This window comes from Bradyrhizobium sp. CCBAU 11434 (assembly GCF_028128895.1).
In the GTDB taxonomy this organism is placed as follows: Bacteria; Pseudomonadota; Alphaproteobacteria; order Rhizobiales; family Xanthobacteraceae; genus Bradyrhizobium; species Bradyrhizobium zhengyangense.
The window spans coordinates 639,697-659,183 of the sequence record NZ_LBJX01000103.1 but is presented as its reverse complement, the minus strand read 5'-3'; the positions used below and the strand labels follow the sequence as shown (position 1 = coordinate 659,183).

At 64.4% G+C, this 19,487-nt stretch carries 19 protein-coding genes, 1 tRNA gene and 1 pseudogene; 14 read left to right on the top strand and 7 right to left on the bottom strand.

What is annotated here, in order from left to right; all coding sequences use genetic code 11:
- Window positions 1-32 precede the first annotated feature (32 nt).
- Complete coding sequence (locus XI06_RS43280; protein ID WP_271608071.1) at window positions 33-641, bottom strand: YidB family protein; 609 nt, start codon at window positions 639-641, stop codon at window positions 33-35.
- 183 nt (window positions 642-824) lie between these two features.
- Between XI06_RS43280 and XI06_RS43275 the strand changes: the two genes are divergently transcribed.
- On the top strand, window positions 825-1,832 hold the full coding sequence (locus tag XI06_RS43275) for a 2-dehydropantoate 2-reductase (RefSeq protein WP_237872168.1): 1,008 nt from the start codon (window positions 825-827) through the stop codon (window positions 1,830-1,832).
- Window positions 1,833-1,850: 18 nt separating this feature from the next.
- Entirely contained in the window at window positions 1,851-2,066 is a 216-nt protein-coding gene (locus tag XI06_RS43270; protein WP_237872166.1) for a hypothetical protein, read from the top strand.
- Between the two features lie 107 nt (window positions 2,067-2,173).
- On the opposite strand, the gene XI06_RS43265 is transcribed toward XI06_RS43270, so the two are convergent.
- Window positions 2,174-2,782, bottom strand: coding sequence for a hypothetical protein (locus XI06_RS43265; protein WP_237860006.1), 609 nt, complete (start codon window positions 2,780-2,782; stop codon window positions 2,174-2,176).
- Window positions 2,783-2,991: 209 nt separating this feature from the next.
- Here XI06_RS43265 and XI06_RS43260 point away from each other — a divergent pair, with 209 nt between their 5' ends.
- From XI06_RS43260 to XI06_RS43245, 4 genes and pseudogenes are all read left to right on the top strand, one after another.
- The gene (locus XI06_RS43260) at window positions 2,992-4,011 is read left to right on the top strand and encodes an alpha/beta hydrolase (RefSeq protein WP_271608088.1); all 1,020 of its coding nucleotides are present in this window, start codon (window positions 2,992-2,994) and stop codon (window positions 4,009-4,011) included.
- A 125-nt stretch (window positions 4,012-4,136) separates the two neighbouring features.
- Window positions 4,137-5,654 (top strand): AMP-binding protein, encoded by a 1,518-nt coding sequence (locus XI06_RS43255; RefSeq protein WP_271608070.1) that lies wholly within the window; start codon window positions 4,137-4,139, stop codon window positions 5,652-5,654.
- Between the two features lie 22 nt (window positions 5,655-5,676).
- A pseudogene (locus tag XI06_RS43250) lies at window positions 5,677-6,113 on the top strand (hypothetical protein).
- A gap of 92 nt (window positions 6,114-6,205) precedes the next feature.
- Window positions 6,206-6,282 (top strand) — tRNA-Arg (locus XI06_RS43245).
- Here XI06_RS43245 and XI06_RS43240 read toward each other — a convergent pair.
- Window positions 6,283-7,110 carry a hypothetical protein gene (locus XI06_RS43240; protein ID WP_271608069.1) on the bottom strand — a complete coding sequence of 276 codons (828 nt, stop codon included), beginning with the start codon at window positions 7,108-7,110 and terminating at the stop codon, window positions 6,283-6,285. It abuts the tRNA gene before it with no gap.
- A 279-nt stretch (window positions 7,111-7,389) separates the two neighbouring features.
- On the opposite strand from XI06_RS43240, the gene XI06_RS43235 reads away from it, so the two are divergent.
- Complete coding sequence (locus XI06_RS43235) at window positions 7,390-8,529, top strand: amidohydrolase/deacetylase family metallohydrolase (protein ID WP_237860002.1); 1,140 nt, start codon at window positions 7,390-7,392, stop codon at window positions 8,527-8,529.
- A 9-nt stretch (window positions 8,530-8,538) separates the two neighbouring features.
- On the opposite strand, the gene XI06_RS43230 is transcribed toward XI06_RS43235, so the two are convergent.
- On the bottom strand, window positions 8,539-9,264 hold the full coding sequence (locus XI06_RS43230; protein ID WP_237859999.1) for an alpha/beta hydrolase: 726 nt from the start codon (window positions 9,262-9,264) through the stop codon (window positions 8,539-8,541).
- 157 nt (window positions 9,265-9,421) lie between these two features.
- On the opposite strand from XI06_RS43230, the gene XI06_RS43225 reads away from it, so the two are divergent.
- On the top strand, window positions 9,422-10,402 hold the full coding sequence (locus XI06_RS43225; RefSeq protein WP_237872162.1) for a helix-turn-helix domain-containing protein: 981 nt from the start codon (window positions 9,422-9,424) through the stop codon (window positions 10,400-10,402).
- 3 nt (window positions 10,403-10,405) lie between these two features.
- Here XI06_RS43225 and XI06_RS43220 read toward each other — a convergent pair whose 3' ends face one another.
- Window positions 10,406-11,551 (bottom strand): acyl-CoA dehydrogenase family protein, encoded by a 1,146-nt coding sequence (locus tag XI06_RS43220; RefSeq protein WP_237859996.1) that lies wholly within the window; start codon window positions 11,549-11,551, stop codon window positions 10,406-10,408.
- Between the two features lie 120 nt (window positions 11,552-11,671).
- Here XI06_RS43220 and XI06_RS43215 point away from each other — a divergent pair, with 120 nt between their 5' ends.
- Window positions 11,672-12,370, top strand: a complete 699-nt coding sequence (locus XI06_RS43215) for an alpha/beta hydrolase family protein (RefSeq protein ID WP_271608087.1) — start codon at window positions 11,672-11,674, stop codon at window positions 12,368-12,370.
- Window positions 12,371-12,373: 3 nt separating this feature from the next.
- Here the strand turns inward: XI06_RS43215 and XI06_RS43210 are convergent, their stop codons facing one another.
- Window positions 12,374-13,348 carry a ketopantoate reductase family protein gene (locus XI06_RS43210; RefSeq protein ID WP_271608068.1) on the bottom strand — a complete coding sequence of 325 codons (975 nt, stop codon included), beginning with the start codon at window positions 13,346-13,348 and terminating at the stop codon, window positions 12,374-12,376.
- Between the two features lie 156 nt (window positions 13,349-13,504).
- On the opposite strand from XI06_RS43210, the gene XI06_RS43205 reads away from it, so the two are divergent.
- Window positions 13,505-14,308: an enoyl-CoA hydratase-related protein gene (locus XI06_RS43205; RefSeq protein ID WP_237859993.1), complete on the top strand. Its 804-nt coding sequence runs from the start codon at window positions 13,505-13,507 to the stop codon at window positions 14,306-14,308.
- 32 nt (window positions 14,309-14,340) lie between these two features.
- On the opposite strand, the gene XI06_RS43200 is transcribed toward XI06_RS43205, so the two are convergent.
- Window positions 14,341-15,225 carry a LysR family transcriptional regulator gene (locus tag XI06_RS43200; protein WP_271608067.1) on the bottom strand — a complete coding sequence of 295 codons (885 nt, stop codon included), beginning with the start codon at window positions 15,223-15,225 and terminating at the stop codon, window positions 14,341-14,343.
- A 110-nt stretch (window positions 15,226-15,335) separates the two neighbouring features.
- Here XI06_RS43200 and XI06_RS43195 point away from each other — a divergent pair, with 110 nt between their 5' ends.
- From XI06_RS43195 to XI06_RS43180, 4 genes are all read left to right on the top strand, one after another.
- Window positions 15,336-16,700 carry an FAD-dependent oxidoreductase gene (locus XI06_RS43195; protein WP_237890847.1) on the top strand — a complete coding sequence of 455 codons (1,365 nt, stop codon included), beginning with the start codon at window positions 15,336-15,338 and terminating at the stop codon, window positions 16,698-16,700.
- A 35-nt stretch (window positions 16,701-16,735) separates the two neighbouring features.
- Window positions 16,736-17,740, top strand: coding sequence for an ABC transporter substrate-binding protein (locus tag XI06_RS43190; protein WP_271608066.1), 1,005 nt, complete (start codon window positions 16,736-16,738; stop codon window positions 17,738-17,740).
- A 132-nt stretch (window positions 17,741-17,872) separates the two neighbouring features.
- Window positions 17,873-18,646 carry an ABC transporter ATP-binding protein gene (locus XI06_RS43185; RefSeq protein ID WP_237859985.1) on the top strand — a complete coding sequence of 258 codons (774 nt, stop codon included), beginning with the start codon at window positions 17,873-17,875 and terminating at the stop codon, window positions 18,644-18,646.
- Window positions 18,639-19,457, top strand: a complete 819-nt coding sequence (locus tag XI06_RS43180; RefSeq protein WP_237859983.1) for an ABC transporter permease — start codon at window positions 18,639-18,641, stop codon at window positions 19,455-19,457. Before XI06_RS43185 ends, XI06_RS43180 begins: the two co-directional genes overlap by 8 nt.
- Window positions 19,458-19,487 lie beyond the last annotated feature (30 nt).

Genomic DNA, 19,487 nt, shown 5'->3' with positions numbered 1-19,487 from the left:
CCCTTGCCGCGTAGGCGTCGATTCAACTTCAGCTAAATTCGTCCCGACAGCTCGTTCTCGGTCGGCAGCCGTCCGTCCGGCGTCAAATGATCGACCACCTGCGGCAGGTACTGGCTGAGGCCGGAGAGCAGTTCGTCGCGTGACAGGCCGCTTTGCGCCGACAGGTTCTGGATCTGATCAGCGCCGAGCGCATTGGCGAGATCGCCGGGCGCGATCGGCTTGTTCTCGCCCTTGCCGACCCAGGTATTCGCGGTTTCGCCATGGCCGCCCTGCTGGAGCTGGTTGAGGAGATCGCCGAGGCCGCCGCTGAGCACGGAGCCGGCCGCGCCGCCCGCGAGCAGGCCGCCGAGGCCGCCCTTGAGGACATCACCGAGGCCACCGCCGCCGCCGAGAGCACCGCCAAGACCTCCGCCAAGACCACCACCAGGTCCCGCATTCACGGGCGGGGGCACGGGAGTCGGTGCCGATTGTGGTGCTGCGTTCGGCTGGCCTGCGGTCATATGCTTGAATGCCTTCCAGGCGAGCAGGCCGAGGATCGCCATGGTCATCGGTGACATGCCGCCGGAGGATGATTGTGAGCTCGGCGTGCTCGGGCCGCGCGGTCCGTTCTGCATGCCGTTGAGGACATCGAGTAGACCCATGGTGCTCTCCTTTGGCGTTCTCGTTCAGCGAGCTCTCGCCGCTGACAGCGCCCCCGGAGCGAAAACATATGGGGCTCTGATGACGGTTACAAGGCAGATGCTCCTTGGCTGCAATGGGCAGGCGCCCTCGCCTGCGCTTGCCGGCTCTGCTATCGAAAGCCGGTCATTCAGGGAGCAAGTCAGGTGGGGACGGATCGACCGATCGTGGTGGCAGGCGCGGGCGCCATCGGCTGTTTTGTCGGCGGCATGCTGGCGGCTGCCGATCGCCGGGTCGCGCTGCTGGTGCGACCACGGGTGAAGACCGAGATCGAGCGGTTCGGCCTGCGGCTGACGGATTTCGACGGGGCCGAGACGAAGCTGGGTGCCGGCCGGGTAGCGCTGTCGGAGGATCCTGCGATCTTCCACAGCGCGGGCATCGTGCTTGTCACGGTCAAGAGCGCCGACACGGCTGATGTCGCTGATCAGATCGCGCAGCACGCGCCGCAGGATGCCGTGATCGTGTCGTTGCAGAATGGCGTCGGCAACGTTGCCATTTTGAACGAGCGTCTCGGCGGACGCCGTGTGCTCGCCGGCATGGTGCCGTTCAACGTGGTCGCGATGGGCGAGGGGCGTTTCCACCGCTCGACCTCGGGCGACATCATTGTCGGCGAAGACGTGGAGAACACGGCGGCGGCGCTCTCGGTATCCGGTCTCACAATGCGTGGCAGCCGCGACATCACAGGCGTGCAATGGGGCAAGCTGATCATCAATCTGAACAACGCGCTCAGCGCGCTGTCCGACATGCCGCTCGCGGCCCAACTGGCAAGCCGTGACTGGCGACGGCTGTTCGCGGACCAGATGGCTGAGGGCCTCGCCGTGCTCAAGGCCGCCGGCATCACGCCGGCCTCGGCGACACCGATCCCGCCGAACTGGATGCCGACCTTGCTGCGATTGCCCGACATGGTCTTCAACGCAATCCTGGGGCGCACGATGAAGATCGATCCGCAGGCGCGCTCCTCGATGTGGCAGGATCTGAAGCAGGGCCGCAAGACCGAGATCGACTATCTCCAGGGCGCGGTCATCGCGCTCGCCGAGCAGAACAACGTCAATGTGCCGCTGATGCGCCGCATTGTTGCGCTGATCAAGGAGGTGGAAACGTCAGGCAAAGGCCCGCCGCGCCTTTCGCCGCAGCAAATTCGCGGTGTGGCTTGACCGCAGATGGAGGAACCGATGAGGCGTTGTCTTTTAATGGGGCTTGCGCTGGTCTCGCTCTGCGAGGCGTCGACGCTCGCTTACGCGAGGCCGCCGACTGTCATGAACTCTCCTGGCTATGACGCGCGCCTGCAGGAGAGCCGCAAGGCGCTTGAGAATTCACAGACGCCGACAACACCCACGACTGCCCCAGCCGCTGCACCGAAGCGCAGCAAGAAGAAGCACGCGAACTGAAGCAGCGCACTCCATTGTCGCCCTGAATCGGCGCTCCGCCCCGGACAACGCTACGCGTTGCCAAGGCTCGCATGTCCGGGATGACAGCGCAGTGCGCGGTGGCTATCTCAGCCCTTCTTCGCCGGCTTGCTGGGTGTCGGGTTGAACAGCTTCTTCAACTCGCTCAAACCTTCCGACAGGCGTGGCCATTCGCAGGAGAACGAGCCCTTGGTGCAGGGCGCGCCTTTCTGTCGCAACACTTTCGGCCGCTCGACAGGAACGGGCACGCGCTCGACCTCGGTTCGCAGCGCGACTTGCTGAAGCTGCTGCGCTTGCTGTTCCTGCTGCTCGCGCTGCTGTCGCGCCGTCGCCTGTGCCGCTTCATTGCTGCGGCGCTGATCGGCGAGATAGGCGGTGTAGGACTCGTCGATCTTCTTCTGCTCTTCCGGCGTCGGATTGGGGCCTGCGATGTCGAAGCTGCGGTCCTGGAGGAAGTCGTAATAGGTGTAGCCGCCGCCTGCCTTGCGCCGGCCCGCGAACTTTGCATTGCAGTCGGCAAGTGCTGCGGTCTTTTCGGCCTTGCTTGCGGATTTTTCGGCGGCGTCGGCGCATTCCTCGAAATCGACAGGCGCGCGCTTCCACCATTGCGCGTGGGCATGCGGCAACGCCAGCAGAAAAACTCCTGCTGCGGCAACGAGGAACGGCGCCGCGCGACGCGATGCAACCACAATCGACATTCTACGAGAGCATTCCTTGCAAAACTCAACCCAAACTGAGTCGTGGCCGATTTTTGCCTCTTTCTCGCCGGCTTGTCACCCATGGAACCGGGGAATTTCATGGCTGGGCTGCTGACATTTTTTGCTTGACGTGGCTCGGGAGTCACAGCCGCCCGGCACATGATGCGCATAGAATTTTATCGGTTTGATGCGACAGGGACATGTTCGCCATGAGAGCGCTGAGCTGGATGGCCGCAATCGCTTTGGTGATGGTTTGCGGCCGCGCGCCGGCCGCGGAGGACGAGGTCCCTAACGACAAGCCGGTAAAGATCGTGGCCGATGCGCGGCTCTCGGTTGGCGGCCAGGGACTACTGCCGCTTTATCTCTCCAGCGACTGGTCGATGCCGCTGCCTGCGATCTCGCGCGCCGTCATCGTGCTGCATGGTCGCCTGCGCAATGCGGACGAATATTACATCTCTGCCCATACCGCGCAGGTCGCTGCCGGCGACGACGGCAGGAGTGCGCTCATGATCGTGCCGCAGTTCCTGGCGCAGGTCGATATCGACGCGCACAAGCTGCCCGCCGACATGCTGCGCTGGTCGCTGGCGGGATGGGAGGGCGGCGATGCCGCGCTCGCGCCGCATCCGGTTTCTTCCTTCGATGCGCTCGATGCGATCCTGGCAAAACTCGCCGACCGGCGCATCTTCCCGAACCTGAAGCAGGTCGTGATTTCAGGCCATTCCGGCGGCGGCCAGGTCGCGCAACGCTACGCCATCGCCGGTAAGGGCGAGGCGGCACTATCGCGTCAGCATATCGACGTTCGCTACGTCGTCGCCAATCCGTCGTCCTATGCTTATTTCAGCGGCGAACGGCCGGTGCCGGCGATTGCCGCGTCCTGCCAGGGCTACAATGTCTGGAAATACGGCATGGACGGGCGGCCGCCTTATCTGGCGGACGCGACTCCGGCCGCGCTGGAGCAGCGCTATGTCGAGCGTGACGTCATCTATCTGCTCGGCGCGCTCGACACCAAGCCCGCGGCGGACAAGAGCTGCATGGGCGAGGCGCAAGGCCCCAATCGCTACGCCCGCGGTCATGCCTATGCCGATGCGATGGCCAAGCGCGGTCACGGCACGCCCAATCACAGGGTGTGGGACGTCGCCGGCGTCGGGCATGACGGCGACAAGATGCTGACCTCCAAATGCGGCCTCGCCGCGCTGTTCGATATCCCGGGCTGCGGCGCAGAGCGTTGATCTGGACGTCTTGAAGGCAGATGCTTGAAGGCGGATGCTTGAAGGGTGGCCTCCGGCTGTTACACTTCGTTTTGCGACGCGCTTCGCTCTGAGGCGACGCCAAGAACACGAAGTGGAAACGCCCGATGCTGCTGCCCCTATCCGATGTGCCGCGCTGGTATGCGCAACGCAAACCAGAGGGCACGATCGCCGTCCAGCATGGGCAGGACAGGCTGACATGGGACCAACTCGAGCGCGGTGCCAACAGGCGCGCGCGGGCGTTTGCAGCCAAGGGCGTCAAGCCCGGCGACTTTGTCGCGATCGGATTGCCGAACGGCAACGCATTTTTCGAGACCACGTTTGCGGTGTGGAAATGCGGGGCAACGCCGACCTCGCTGTCATGGCGGCTGCCGCGCGGCGAAGCCGCAGCCGTGCTCGACATCCTGAAGCCGGCGCTGGTGGTCGGCGGCGAAGCCGACTGGAACGCACCGAACCGGCTGCCCGCGGATTTCGCGCCGGACGGTTTCTCCGACGAGCAGATCGATCCGCCGGTGGCGCGCTACTGGAAGGCCATGACCTCAGGCGGCTCGACCGGCCGCCCAAAGGTGATCCTCGATCACAATCCTGCGGTGACCGACACGGCGGCAGCGCCGGCGCTCAACATGCCGTTCGGCGCCTCACTGCTTAATCCGGGCCCGCTCTATCACAATGCGCCATTCATCGTATCGCACTATGCGCTGTTCGGCGGCGGCAAGCTCACCGGCCTCGTCAAGTTCGACGCCGAGGAGACGCTGCGGCAGATTGAACGCGAGCGCGTGCAATGGGTCAATTTCGTCCCGACCATGATGCACCGGATCTGGGCGCTGCCGGAGAGCGTGCGCAATGCCTATGACGTGTCGAGCCTTCAGACCGTGTTTCACATGGCAGCTCCCATGCCGTCTTGGCTGAAGGAGAACTGGATCGCCTGGCTTGGGCCGGAGAGGGTGTGGGAGCTCTATGGCGGCACCGAGCGGCAGGGCGCCTGCATCATATCAGGCACGGAATGGCTGACGCACAAGGGCTCGGTCGGCAAGATCGGCGAGACGGCGAAGCTCCGCATTATCGGCGAGGACGGCAACGACGTCGCGACGGGCGAGACCGGCGAGATCTACTTCCTCAACAATGACGGCAAGGATGCCACCTATCACTATCTCGGCGCCGAGCCGAAGCGTCGCGCCGACGGCTGGGAATCGCTCGGCGATATCGGTCGGCTGGACGCCGAGGGCTATCTCTATCTCGGCGACCGTCTCGCCGACATGGTGCTGCGCGGCGGCGCCAATATCTATCCGGCCGAAGTCGAGGCCGCCGTTTCCGAATGTCCGGGCGTGCGCTCCTGCGTGGTGGTGGGCTTGCCAGATCCGGAGCTCGGCCAACGCGTCCATGCGATCATCGAGCCGGAGGGGAACGCGGATGGCCAGGCCATTGCGGACGGCATGGCGGACTTCCTGAAGGACAGGCTCAGCCGCTACAAGCACCCGGAGAGCTTTGAGGTCGTCGACGCACCGCCGCGAGACGATTCCGGCAAGGTCCGCCGCACGCTGTTGCGCGACGAGCGCGCGGCGTGGATGAAGGAAGGGCGCGCCTTCCGCATCATGCCGGCAAAGGCGCGGGCGCACGCCGAATAAGACATCACAAGGACCAGACTCCATGACGATTACGATCGCAGCGAACAGCGTGCCGAAACCGCCCGCCGATATCATCGAGGGCTTTCGGAATGCGCCGACCTCGATCATTTCTGACAATCTCAGCCGGCTGCCGGGCGCGGTCGGGTTCAAGCCCTATCCTCGCAGCGGCAAGCTGGTGGGCGCCGCTTTCACGGTGCGCACCCGGCCCGGTGGCAATCTCGCCATCCACCGCGCGCTCGAGCTGGTCGGCCCCGGCGAGATCAACGTGCCCGTGACCGTCGGCGGCAGCGTGATCTCGCCCGGCGACATCGTGGTCGGCGACGGGGACGGCGTGGTGTCGTTTCCCGCCGCCGGCGCCGCGACCCTGCTGGAGGCGGTACGTGTCCAGTCAAGCGCGAGGACGACACACTGAAGGCGATCCGCGAGGGCCGTTATCAGGGGGCTTACGGGAAGTCCTGATCGGCAGCTTGTTGTTGAGCGGAGGGCTTCCGATTCGGCCCTCGCTTTGATATGTACACCTCCAGGCAACCTGCCTTATCGGTGGGTTCCGCGGTCCCGTAGCTCAGCCGGATAGAGCGGCGGTTTCCTAAACCGTAGGTCGCATGTTCGAGTCATGCCGGGATCGCCATTACGGCTTCAGGACGCTTGTGAGAAAGCGTGATGTCGCCTCATGCACGTCAGGCCGATTGAGGATGGTGTGCACGTTTGCGTCCACGACGAGGACCGCTGCGTGCGGATTTCCCTTCAGCGCACCACCGCAGTTGCCAGTGACGGCGTAGTCCTTGTTCCAGGGATTGCTCGGCGAGAAATAGGGATCACGCGCAGAGATCGCGTTGAAGACCGGCTCCTCGGGGCCGAAGCCCGGACGTGGACGATCGACAAAGTAGTTTGCCTCGCACGACCACGAATAGATGAGTCGCGCCGTGCTGACTGGACCTGCATAGCGGCTCACTGCGACCGAACCCTCGCTGGTGCCGGCGATCACGATCCGGGCGGGGTCCACCCAGGCCCACGATTTGGAGGCGTTCAGCGCATACTCGAGTTCGGCGAGGCGTAGCGTGTGAACGCGTTCATAAATATCGACCGAGACCGGCGACGTGTAGGTCAGCCGATCTGGAATCGCCAGGCTGTCGGGTGCAACCGAGGCGAGCCCGAGCGCGTCGGCAAGCCAGATCTGGAAATCCTTGATGGCAGGTGCGACGCCGCTCGATCCATGCAACAGCACGACCAACGGCGCCTTACCAGCGACCTCGGGAGCCGCTGAGGCGAGGCCCTGCCAGCGGTGGCCGCCAGCCATTGCCGCTGGCAGGACGAGGCTGGCTCCTGCCCAAGTGGCCGCAAGATTTTCCGGGGTCGGTTCGAGCGTCTTGCCCTTGATGTCTCCCGGCTGGTCAGCAGCGAGTGCCGCCGCTGCTGTTAGAACTGATGCGAGGCAGGCGACCAGGCCCTGCCACATGGTGCCTCTCCCGATTGAAACCATCTCGAAGCTTAGCCCCTCATCGTGAACCGCTTTGACTCGTGATCCCAGCGGGAAATGATAGCGGTCCAGGTGCGTGTACGAAAGCTGGACCTCATGGCCTTCCTCTTCGCGCGAGGCGCCGAAGGCGGATCGCAGAACGAACGGGCACTAAGCGCAGTTGATTTGCTTCGCCGGTGTGAAAATTGCTAACAGAGGCGGCCGGGCTGGAAGTGCACCTCTCAGCCCGGTCGATGTTTGCCTGATCCGGAGATGACGATGCCTTTCGATTTGATCCTGCGCGGCGGGCGGGTGATCGACCCCTCCCAGAAGCTCGATGCCGTGACGGATGTCGCATTTTCGGGTGGCAAGGTCGCCGCGGTCGGCTCCGGGCTTAAGGCGGATCCAGCGACCGAAGTACGCGACGTCTCGCAGTTCATCGTGACCCCCGGGCTGATCGATCTCCACACCCATGTCTATTGGGGCGGCACCTCGCTCGGCATCGATGCCGAAGAGTTCTGCCGTAAATCCGGCGTCACCACCTCGGTCGACACCGGCAGCGCCGGTCCCGGCAATTTTGCAGGCTTCCGTAAGCATGTGATCGAGCCGAGCCAGGTCCGCATTCTCGCGTATTTGCACGTCTCCCATGCCGGCATTTTCGGCTTCTCGCACCGGATCATGGTCGGCGAGAGCGAGGAATTGCGGCTGATGAACCCGATCGAGGCGGCCAAGGTGGCGGACGCGAACCGCGACGTCATCGTCGGCATCAAGGTGCGGGTAGGGCTGCATTCCTCGGGCACCTCGGGTGCTGTGCCGCTCGATATCGCGGTTCAGGTTGCCGATGAGGTCGGCATGCCCCTGATGGCGCATATCGACCATCCGCCGCCGACCTATGAAGAGGTGCTCGCCCGCCTGCGTCCGGGCGATGTGCTCACCCATGCATTCCGGCCTTTCCCGAATTCGCCGGCGACTGCGCAGGGTACGGTGAAGAAGGCGGTGCTGGACGCGCGCGAGCGCGGCGTGCTGTTCGACATCGGCCACGGCAAGGGCTCGTTCGCGTTCAAGACCGCGCGTGCCATGCTCGCCAACGGCTTCTATCCTGATACCATCTCCTCCGACATCCATCAGCTCTGTATCGACGGCCCGGCCTTCGACCAGGTGACGACCATGTCGAAATTCCTGTGCATGGGCATGTCGCTGTCGGAGGTGATCAAGGCGTCGACCGAGAATGCCGCGATGGCGCTGCGGCGGCCCGAGCTCGGCAGCCTCAAGCCCGGCAGCGTCGGCGATGCCACGCTGATTTCGGTGAAGCAAGGCCAGTTCGACTATGAGGACGTCGTCGGTGAGCATCTCATCGGCGACAGGAAGATTGTCTCCGAAGGCGTCGTCATCGGCGGCCGCTGGTGGCATCCGAACTGAGCGCGCGCATCAGTCGCGTCCCGCCTCCATGATCGCCTTCGCGAGGCGCGCCGGATCGGAGAAGCACAGCTCGTGGCTGCCCGCCACCTGCACCAGGCGGAACAGGCCGAGCTTTTCCGAAAGCCGCGGATGCCAGCCATGGCTGTGCGGCAGCGCGGTGTCCTCGGTGCAGTTGATATAGGACTTCGCCAGCTGCATCTCGGCCGGATTCGCCTTCAGTGCGATCTTGTCGCTGAAGGTCGCAAGCGGGTGCGGATTGAGAATGTCATAGGCTTTTTGTGCCAGCGCGAGATCGGCATCGTTGATGAATGCCTCGCGCCAGATCGGGAACGGCAGCACCACCGAGCCATCGCCGCGTTCGGCCGCGATGGCATCGAACAGCCCGACATAGTGCGGCGGCACCATGTCGTTGAGGCTTTCGCCGTTGTTGGGCACGAAGGCATTCCAGTAGACCAGCCGCCGGATGCGATCGGCGGCGAGGTCTGCAACTCCGGTGATGACCATGCCCCCATAGGAATGGCCGACCAGGATGACGTCCTTGAGGTTGTTTTCGGCAAGGTAATCGGCGATCGACTGGATCGCCTCCTTCAGCCCTGTCGTCTTGGCGTCGCCCGGGCGGTTGCCTTTGATGGTGGGCGTGTAGACCTGATGGCCATGGGCGCGGATCGGCGCTGCGACGGGCTCGAACTCGACACCGGTGTGCCAGGCGCCATGGACGAGAACGTAGGTCGACATGTTGTAGCTCCCTCGGAAGGCTGGTTAGATCGGTACGAGCTGGGTCTTTTGCGGCGCTCGCGAGACGCGGCGTACAATTTTTGTTGTGCGAAGTGTGAACCGGCGGACCATTTCCCGCTTGTCTGACGCTGAACCGGATTGGTCTTGGAGCGAACTGATGGCGCAGCTCACTTCCGAAAGTCGGCCCCGGCATCTGGTCTGGGACACCGGGGCAACGCGGCCGGAGGAGCAGTTCTCCTACTATCGCGAGGCGATCTGCCAGGCGTTCATGAACCTGACGCCGGAATCGGCAACGACCTCACGTTTTCCGGCCAAGGTCGAGGCGATCAAGATCGGCAATGGCGCGATCAACCGCGTGGTCTTTCCCGAGCATACCGTGCATCGCTCGCGTGCGGATATCGCGGCGTCGACCGAAAGCTGCTTCTATCTGAACTTCAAGCTCGCCGGCCGCTGTCGCGTGGTCCAGGGCGGTCGCGACGTCAGCCTGTCGCGCGGCCAGGTCGGCATCTGCGACAGCGACCGTGAAGTGAAGCTTCTGCATGATCGCGGGCCGAGGCTGGAGGTTGCATCCTTCTGGGTGCCTTCGCGCGAGCTGCGCGACCGGCTGCCGCCATCCTTCGACTTCAGGGTCGAGCGCGTGTCGGACGACCCCTTCGTCGGTCATCTCATCGTCGAGACGGCGCGATCGCTGAATGCCGGCGCGCTGCGGATGACGGAAGGCGAAGCCGCCAGGCTGTTCGGCGTGCTGCTGGACCTCGTCGCGTTGAGCCTTTCCCGCCGCTCGCGCGCGCAGACCGCGGAGGCCGCCAGCTTTGCCGACGCGACGGCGCTCGCGCTTCGCCGCGCCGTGCATGAGCGTCTCTCCGAGCAGGGGCTGACTGTGGCCGAAGTCGCCGGCGCCGTCGGCATCAGCGAGCGCTACGTGCATAAGCTGTTCGAGCGCGCGGGCACCACGTTCTCGGACTATGTCATGGACCGCAGGCTGGACGGTGCAGCACGGGACTTGAACGATCCCGCGAAAGCGGGCCACGCGATCGGCTCCATCGCCTTCGACTGGGGCTTTTCGGACCTCTCCCATTTCACGCGGCGCTTCAAGCAGCGCTTCGGCTGTCGCCCGCGCGACTGGAGAGCGCGGTAGGCGCTACAGCGACCGCGCGATCAACAGTTTCATGATTTCGTTGGTGCCGCCATAGATCTTCTGGATCCGGGAATCGATGAAGATGCGCGAGATCGGATATTCCTGCATGTAGCCGTAGCCGCCGAACAGCTGGAGGCATTCGTCGGCGGTCTGCACCTGCTTGTCCGAGCACCAATATTTCGCCATCGACGCGGTGACGGTGTCGAGGTCCTTGGCGACAAGGCGCTCGATGCACCAGTCGACGAAGACGCGCGCGATCATCGCTTCCGTCTTGCGTTCGGCGAGCGTGAAGGCGGTGTTCTGGAAATCCATCAGCGGCTTGCCGAAGGCCTTCCGCTCCTTGGTGTATTCGGTGGTGAGCTTGACGGCGCGCTCCATCGAGGCGACGGCGCCGACCGCGAGCGCGAGGCGCTCCTGCGGCAGTTGCTGCATCAGCTGGACAAAGCCCTGGCCCTCCTCCTTACCGAGCAGGTTTTCCGGCGGCACGGTGACGTTGTCGAAGAACAGCTCCGAGGTGTCGGAGGCATGCAGGCCGATCTTGTCGAGGTTGCGGCCACGCTTGTACCCCTCGGCACCTTCGGTCTCGACCACGATCAGTGAGATCCCCTTGGCGCCGGCTTCGCCGGTGCGTGCGACCACGACGACGAGATCGGCGGCCTGACCGTTGGTGATGAACGTCTTCTGGCCGTTGATGACGTAGGAATTGCCCTGCTTCTTCGCCGTCGTCTTGACGGCTTGCAGATCGGAGCCGGTGCCGGGCTCGGTCATGGCGATGGCGCCGACCATCTCGCCTGACGCCATCTTCGGCAGCCAGCGCTTCTTCTGCTCCTCCGAGCCGTAGTTGAGGATGTAATGGGCGACGATGGCGCTGTGCACGGAGACGCCCGTCGTCAGCTCCGGCACCGTGCTCTCGAGATCGTCAAGCACTGCCGCGTCGTAGGCAAAGGTCGCGCCCAGCCCGCCATATTCCTCCGGCACGCTTGCCAGCAGCGCACCCATCTCGCCGAGACCGCGCCAGGCGGAGCGGTCGACCATCTTCTGCTCACGCCATTTCTCGGCATGCGGCGCCAGGTCCTTGGCGAGATATTTCCGGAACTGGTCGCGGAAGATTTCGAGCTCTTCGGTCATCCAGGAGGAGCGGTAGGACATGATTATCCTCGGTTGATGCGGCTTCCCGGTTGGTAGGCCAGTGGGCCGCCGCAATTATTGTGTTTTCAGGCTGCGCCGGTGACGCTACCAAGGCGACCGTAGCAGCGTCTGTTGGGATGGTTGATTGTGGCTGTCAAAACCCAAGCCGTCAAAATCAAAGAGCTCAAGCTCGACATCGAACGCATCGGCCCAGTCTCGGCGATCCTGATGCAGCCGGACAATGCGCGCGCCTGCTGCGTGCTGGCGCACGGCGCCGGGACGGACATGCGGCATGCGTCGATGGACAAGATTGCAGTGGGCCTCGCAGAGCGCGGCATCGCGACGCTCCGCTTCAATTTTCCCTATACGGAGAACAAGCAGGGCCGTCCCGATCAGCCGGCGGTCGCGCATGCCACCATCCGCGCGGCGGTGGAGGAGGCTGCGCGACTGTGCCCGCGATTGAAGCTCGTCGCCGGCGGAAAGTCGTTCGGCGGCCGTATGACATCGCAGGCGCAGTCGAAGGCGGCTCTTCCAGGTGTCAGAGGGCTCGCTTTCCTCGGCTTTCCCCTGCATGCCGACAAGAAGCCGTCGACGGAGCGCGCCCAACATCTCGCCCATGTCGAGATCCCCATGCTGTTCCTGCAAGGTACGCGCGATGGGCTGGCCGATCTCGGCCTGCTCAGGCCAGTCGTTGCAGCGCTCGGGGCGAAGGCGACACTGCATGAGATCGAAGGCGGCAATCACTCCTTCGCGGTGCTGAAGAAGTCCGGTCGCACCAATGACGAGGCGCTTGCCGAGGTGCTCGACACGCTCGCGGGCTGGATCGACAAACTCGGCTGACACTCAGGCCGAGTACAGCCCCTTGTCGCGCGCCTTCTGGATCGCGAGCGCGGCGATCAGATCGAGCGTCGGCGTCGACAGGCCGGCGGTGCGCGCGAAGGCGGCGGGCGCCCTCACCAGCACGTCGATCTCCATGGCGCGGCCGAGCTCGTAATCCTGCAGCAGCGACGGCTTGTGATTGGGGGCGGGCCCGCTGCGCGTGGCGCGCTTGACCTCGGGGATGAAGTGCTGGGCGATGTCGTTGGCCTCGTTCAGCATGCGCGGGATGACTTCAGTGAAGGCCGGATCGTCGCGGACGCCGCGCGCGGTCTGGCCTGTCAGCAGGCACAGCACCGACAGCGACATGTTGGTCAGCAACTTTGACCAGATCGCCTCTCGGATCTCGGCCACGGGCGGCGATTCCAGCCGCGCATCGTTGAAGACGCCGCGGAGCTTTGTGATTCGGTCGCAATTGCGGTCGTCGCATTCGCCGATCAAGAGGCGATTGCGGTCCGGGGTGAGGTTCTGCACCACGCCCGGTGCAGTGACCTCGTTCGAGGAGAAGATGACGCCACCGATGATCCGCTCCTTTGGGATGCAGGCGCGCAAGCGTCCGCCGGGATCGAGGAAGCTGATATCCGGCGGTGTCGGGTGCCGCGGCGGCAGGCCGATACCGTACCACCAGGGAATTCCGTTCTGCGCGAACACGATGGCAGTGTCGTCCTGGAGCAGAGGCTTGATGTTGGAGACGAGCCCTGTCAACGCCGTGGCTTTCAGCGTCGAGATCACGACGTCCTGCGGGCCGAGCTGGGCCGGATCGCCAGAGGCGTTCACCTTGGCCGAAACCTCGGAATCACCGACGCGTAGCTTCAGGCCGTTGGCCCGCACCGCCTCCAGATGCGCGCCCCTCATGACGCACGAGACCTCGTGGCCGGCGCGGGCGAGCCTGACCGCGAGATGGCTTCCGACGGCGCCCGCGCCGAAAATGCAGATGCGCATATGATGTCCCGTCCCTGATCTCTTTGGTCTTGCCCGGCGCCAGCATGACACAAGCCGCCATGCGATGGGCGCGACCGCCCCACGCTGGAAAGATATGGATCGGAATGCGTTGCCTCGGCCATAGTGCGCGCCATCAGAATGACCGGAGGATCGCCGATGACTGCCAGCCCCGTCCTGTGGACCCTTGATGAGCGTGGGGTTGCGACCGTCACGTTGAACCGGCCGGAGGTGAACAACGCCTATGACGGCGCCCTGATATCAGGCGTGCTCGTGGCCATGGACGATCTGGGCAAGAAGCCGAATCTTCGCGTCGTCGTGCTCAAGGGCAATGGCAAGCATTTCCAGGCCGGCGCCGACCTCAAATGGATCAACGGCGTGCGGCCACAATCGCCTGAGGCCAACGAAGCGGCATCGCGGGCGACGTTCGAGGCCGTGCAGCGGCTCAACACCTTGCCGATCCCGACCGTGGCCCTGGTGCAGGGCGGCTGCTTCGGTGGCGGCACCGGCGTGATTGCCGCCTGCGACGTCGTGATCGCCGCCGACAACGCCCTGTTTTCCATCACCGAGGTACGCTGGGGCCTGACTGCCGCGATCATCATCCCACAGCTCTGCGACGCCATTGGTGTGCGGCAAGTCCGCCGTTACGCGCTGACCGGCGAACGCTTTGGCGCCGAGGACGCCCGTCGCATCGGCCTCGTCCACGAGGTGGTGCCGCTGGCCGATCTCGAAGCCGCGGGCAGCAAGGTGGTCGAGCAACTGCTCGCCAACGGGCCGGAAGCGTTGGCCGAGACCAAGCGGCTGGCACTGGAGAGCTCGTTCGGTGGCATGGCGGTGGACGATGCGGCCTATACGCGGCTCGTCCAGCTGCATTCGCTCAAGCGCCAGAGCGCCGAGGCGGCGGAGGGACTGGCCTCGTTCGCCGAGAAGCGGGCGGCGACGTGGGGAGGCGGCAAAGGCTGAGCTTCGCTCGATGCGGGCTACGGCGCAGCAATTCACAGCGACGGCGCGAGTGACGTTTTGAGCAGCGTGAGCAGCGCCTGCACCGCGGCGGCGTTGCGCCGGCGTTCGGGAATGGCGGCTTTCACCCACAATTCCGGAATCGGAAAGTCAAGCAGCACCGGTTTCAGCGTGCCGTCGCGCAAGGCGTCCGCGACGAGATAATGAGACATCAGCGCGATGCCGTTGCCGGCGATCGCGCTGCGCGCCAGCACATGCCCCTCATTCGACGAGAGCAGTGGGCTGACCTGGATGGTGATGCGGCCGCGCGGCCCGTCAAACACCCATTCGGGGCCCGTCGGCATGAAGCTGAGGCAACGATGCTCGACGAGATCGCGCGGATGTTTTGGCGCGCCGTGCTTCTTTAAGTAAGCTGGCGAAGCACAGAGCAATCGCTTCAACGGCACCAGCGGCTCGTCGACCACGCCGCCGAAGGAGTGCGGGAAAGCGCCGATCGCGATGTCAAAACCCTCGCTGACGGGATCGACCGGGCGATCGATCAGCACGATCTCGAGCTTCAGTCGCGGGTTTTGCGTCTGGAATGCACTGAAGGCATCGGCAAGCCGCGCCACCGTCATCGAGGTCGGCGCCTTGATGCGGAGGTGATCGACGAGGTCGTGGCCCTTCTCGCCCATGCGCGAGAGCAGGTCGGTGGCATCAGTGACGACGCCGCGGGCGCGATGCACGTAGCGTTGCCCGGCTTCGGTCAGCCGCAATTGCCGGGTCGAGCGGTGGAACAGCGGCGTGCCGATCCGCGATTCGAGCTGCGTGACGCGTTTTGCCACCACTGACGTTGAGACATTCAGCTTTCGCGCGGCGGCCGAGAAGCCTGACGCGTCAGCGGTGGCGAGGAAGGCCTGAAGGTTCACCAGGATGTCCATGTCGACCTTTCGCGAATCGAGAAAGCTGATCGCATGTATTGGTGGATTGTAGCCCTCTGCGCGTTAATTCATAGTCGTCCCCAAGCAAGCGATTTTGGGAAGGACGCGCCATGCGGGCCATGACGATCAATGAACCGGCACGGCAGGTGCCGCTCTATGGCGAGTACGAGATCGTCGTGCTCGGCGGTGGCCCGGCCGGCATTGTCGCTGCGGCCTCAGCCGCGCGCGCCGGTCGAAAGACGCTACTGATCGAGCGCTACGGCTTTCTCGGCGGCATGGGCACCGCGGCCGGCGTCACCAATTTCTGTGGCCTGCACGGCAATGTCTACGGCGAAGCCGTCCGGCTGGTGCAGGGCATGGCGTCCGATCTGCTGGCGCGGATCGACCATCTGAACGGCCTCAATGCGCCGCATCTGATCCTCGGCAAGGTCTTTGCGCAGGCCTATGACACCGCGGCCTACAAGATCGCGGCGGACGAATTGCTCGCCGGCCACAAGGTGCACATGCTCTTCCATGCGCTCGGCGCTGGCGTTGTGATGGGTGCTGATCGCCGCATCGAAGCGCTGATGGTCGAGACCAAGGCCGGCCGGCGGGCGGTGCGCGCGGAAATCTTCATCGATTGCTCCGGCGACGGCGATCTCGCGGTCTGGGCCGGCGCGCCGTTCGAGATCGGCGACGAGCATGGTCATCCCATGTATCCGTCAATGATGCTCCGTCTCAACGGCATCGATCCCGCAAGGGCGGGCGATGCCTGGCGGACGATCCCGCAATTGATGGAAGCGGCGACCGCCGCCGGCACCCACAAATTCCCGCGCAAGAGCGCGATCGTGCGGCCTCAGAAATCCGGCATCGAATGGCGGGTCAATTTTACGCAAGTCGCGCGTGAAGATGGCCATGCCATCAACGGTGTCGAGCCCGATGATCTCACCCGCGGTGAGATCGAGGGCCGCAAGCAGGCGCTCGCCGCCTTTGAGTTCTTGCGCACGGTGCCCGGCTTTGAAAAGTCCTACATCGTCGACCTGCCGCCGCAGCTCGGCATCCGCGAGACGCGCCGCATCAAGGGTGGTTACCAGCTCAGCGGCGAGGATGTGCTCGGCTGTGCCTCGTTCGAGGATTCCATCGGCGTCAATGGCTGGCCGATCGAGGCCCATGTGCCGGGTGATGTCGTCTTCACCTTCCCGCCGATCCCCGAATCGCGCGGCTACAACGAATTGCCGTATCGCATGCTGGTGCCTGAGGGCGTAGACAATCTGCTGGTCGCCGGCCGCTGCGCCTCCATGACCCATGAGGGCCAGTCGGCGGCGCGTGTCTCCGGCGCCTGCTTCGTGATGGGGGAGGCGGCCGGTTCCGCGGCCGCGCTGGCCTTGTCCGGAAACCGGATCCCGCGTGACATACCGGTTGAAAAATTGCAGGAAACGTTGAAACAACAGGGCGCCTTTATCGGACGGGATGAGCCCGTGCCAAAGGGCCTGTAACGGACTGCAAAAAGAGAAATATTGGAGGAAGCGGGATGATCGGGATTGCGCGGGTCGCGGCACTTAGTCTTTTGGCTATGATGGCGATGGGCATGGCCAGGGCGGAGGATGCGCTGAAGGCCAAGGTCGGCGTGCTCCGCCTGTCGTCCTCTGCGCCCGTCTTCATCGCCCAGGACAAGGGCTATTTCCGCGACGCCGGCCTCGACATCGAGCTGAAGTTTTTCGACGCGGCGCAGCCGATCGCTGTTGCCACCACCTCGGGCGACGTCGATTTCGGCGTCACGGCCTTCACCGCGGGCCTCTACAATCTCGCCGGCAAGGGCGTGCTGAAGGTGATCGGCGGCATGAGCCGCGAGAGGGCCGGCTATCCCCTGATCGGCTATTTCGCCAGCAACAACGCCTACGCTGCTGGCCTGAAGACGCCGAAGGATCTTGCGGGCAAGCGCATCGCGATGACCCAGGTCGGATCATCCTTCCATTATTCGCTAGGCCTGCTCGCCGACAAATACGGCTTCAAGCTTTCTGACGTGAAGATCGTGCCGCTGCAATCGCTGTCGAACGCAGCGGCGGCGCTGAAGGGCGAGACCGTCGATGCGGCGCTGCTGCCGATCTCGACGGCGCGCAAGCTGATGGACGATGGCGGCGCGAAGTTTTTGGGTTGGGTCGGCGACGAGACGCCGTGGCAGCTCGGCGCAGTGTTCGCCTCGCCGAAGACGCTGACCAACAAGGTTCTGGTGACGAAATTCCTCGGCGTGCTCGCCAAGGCCGATCGCGAATATCACGACGTGATCCTGGCTTCGATGAAGGACGGCAAAGCTCCGATCAACGACAAGACCAAGCCGCTGCTGGAGATCATCGCGAAGTACACCAATTTGCCGGTCGAGCAGGTGGTCGGCAACTGCGCCTATATCGACCCTGACGGCAAGCTCGACGTGAAGAACGTCGACAACCAGATCAGATGGCTCCAGGAGCAGGGATTTGCCGACAAGGGCTATGATGCGGATGCGATCATCGCCAAGGAATATGTGAAGGCGGATTGATGCTGCGCGCACTTCTCTCACCCTGTCATCCTGAGGTGCTGGGCTTGCGGCCTTCCGCAAGGCTCCCATTGCGGTGCGTTCGCACCGCAATGCTCGCGCCTCAGGATGACGGTTCGAGAAGGAGAGCGTGAGATGGACCTGATCGCCAATCACATCAGTCATCGCTTCGGCGATCTCGCCGTGCTCGACGACATCTCGTTCACGGTGAGCGCTGGCGAGGTGGTGGCGATCGTCGGTCCTTCCGGCTGCGGCAAGAGTACCCTGTTGTCGATCCTTGGCGGGCTTTTGCAGCCGACCTCGGGCGCGCCCGAACTGCGGGGAGCGCCGCCGGCGGACAGTCTCAATCCGCTCACCTTCGTGTTCCAGGACTTTGCGCTGCTGCCCTGGGCCACGGTGGAGCAAAACGTCGAATTCCCGCTGCTGCACACCCAGCTCTCGGCCGCGCAGCGCCGCGCGCTGGTTGAGGATGCCTTGCGTCGGACGGGGCTGACTGATTTTCGCAAGACCTATCCGAAGCAGCTCTCCGGCGGTATGCGCCAGCGCGTCGGCATCTCGCGCGCGCTCGCGGTGAAGCCGGCCATTCTCCTCATGGACGAACCGCTGTCGGCGCTGGATTCGCAGACGCGCGAACTCTTGATGGAAGATTTCGTGCGCCTGCTCGCCGATGGTGGCATGGGCGCGGTCTATGTCACGCACAATCTCGAAGAGGCCGCGCGGCTTGCCGACCGCATTGTGGTGCTGTCACGGCGACCAGGCCGTATTCGCGAGGTCGTTGCCGTGCCGATGACAAGGGCGGCGCGGGGTGAAGCTGCTGCGCGCGAAAAACTGCTCGCGCTCCAGAACCAGATCTGGTCGTTGATCCGCAACGAGGCGATCGATGCCGAACGCGAGGTCCAGCATGCTTGATCGCGCGACCGAGACGTCGGCCAACGAAACGACGCGGCGCGTCCGCTTCCGCGGTGCGGGCTTCGTCCCCGCCAGCAGCCGGTTTGGCGGCTGGATTGCGCTCGCGCTTGTCATCGCGATCTGGCAGGCGGCCGGCAGTGCCAGGCTTGTCAATCCGCTATTCCTGCCGGCACCCTCGGCCATCGTGCGCGCGATCTATGAGCTCGCGATGTCGGGCGCGCTCTGGCAGCATCTTTCGGCCTCGCTGCTGCGCATCGGCGTCGGCTGGCTGCTGGGCACGGCGGCCGGTGTCGTGGTCGGTTTTGCCATCGGCCTGTCGCGCCTGGCGCGTAGCGTCGGCATCACCTTCATCTCGGCGCTGTTTCCGATTCCCAAGATCGCGCTGCTGCCGCTCTTGATCCTCTGGCTCGGCATCGGCGAAGAGCCGAAGATCGCGACCATTGCGCTCGGCGTGTTCTTCTCGACCGCAATCTCGGTCTATAGCGGTGTCGACGCCGTGCCGCGCAATCTCATTCGCATGGCACAGAGCTTCAACGTTCCGTTTGCCACCATCGTGCGCAAGGTGGTCTGGCCCGGCGCGCTGCCCGCGATCCTCGCCGGCTTCCGCATCACGGCGTCGGTCGCGCTGCTGCTTGTCGTCAGCGCGGAGATGATCGGCGCCCAATACGGCATCGGCGCCTTCGTGCTCCAGGCCGGCAATCTGATGCAGACGGATCAACTGCTCGCGGGCGTGGTGATCTTGTCGGTGTTCGGGCTTGTCGTGGGGAAGGTGATCAATCTTCTCGAAATCAAGCTGCTGCACTGGCGCTAGCCAGAGTCACCGCAGCCGTAGGGTGGGCAA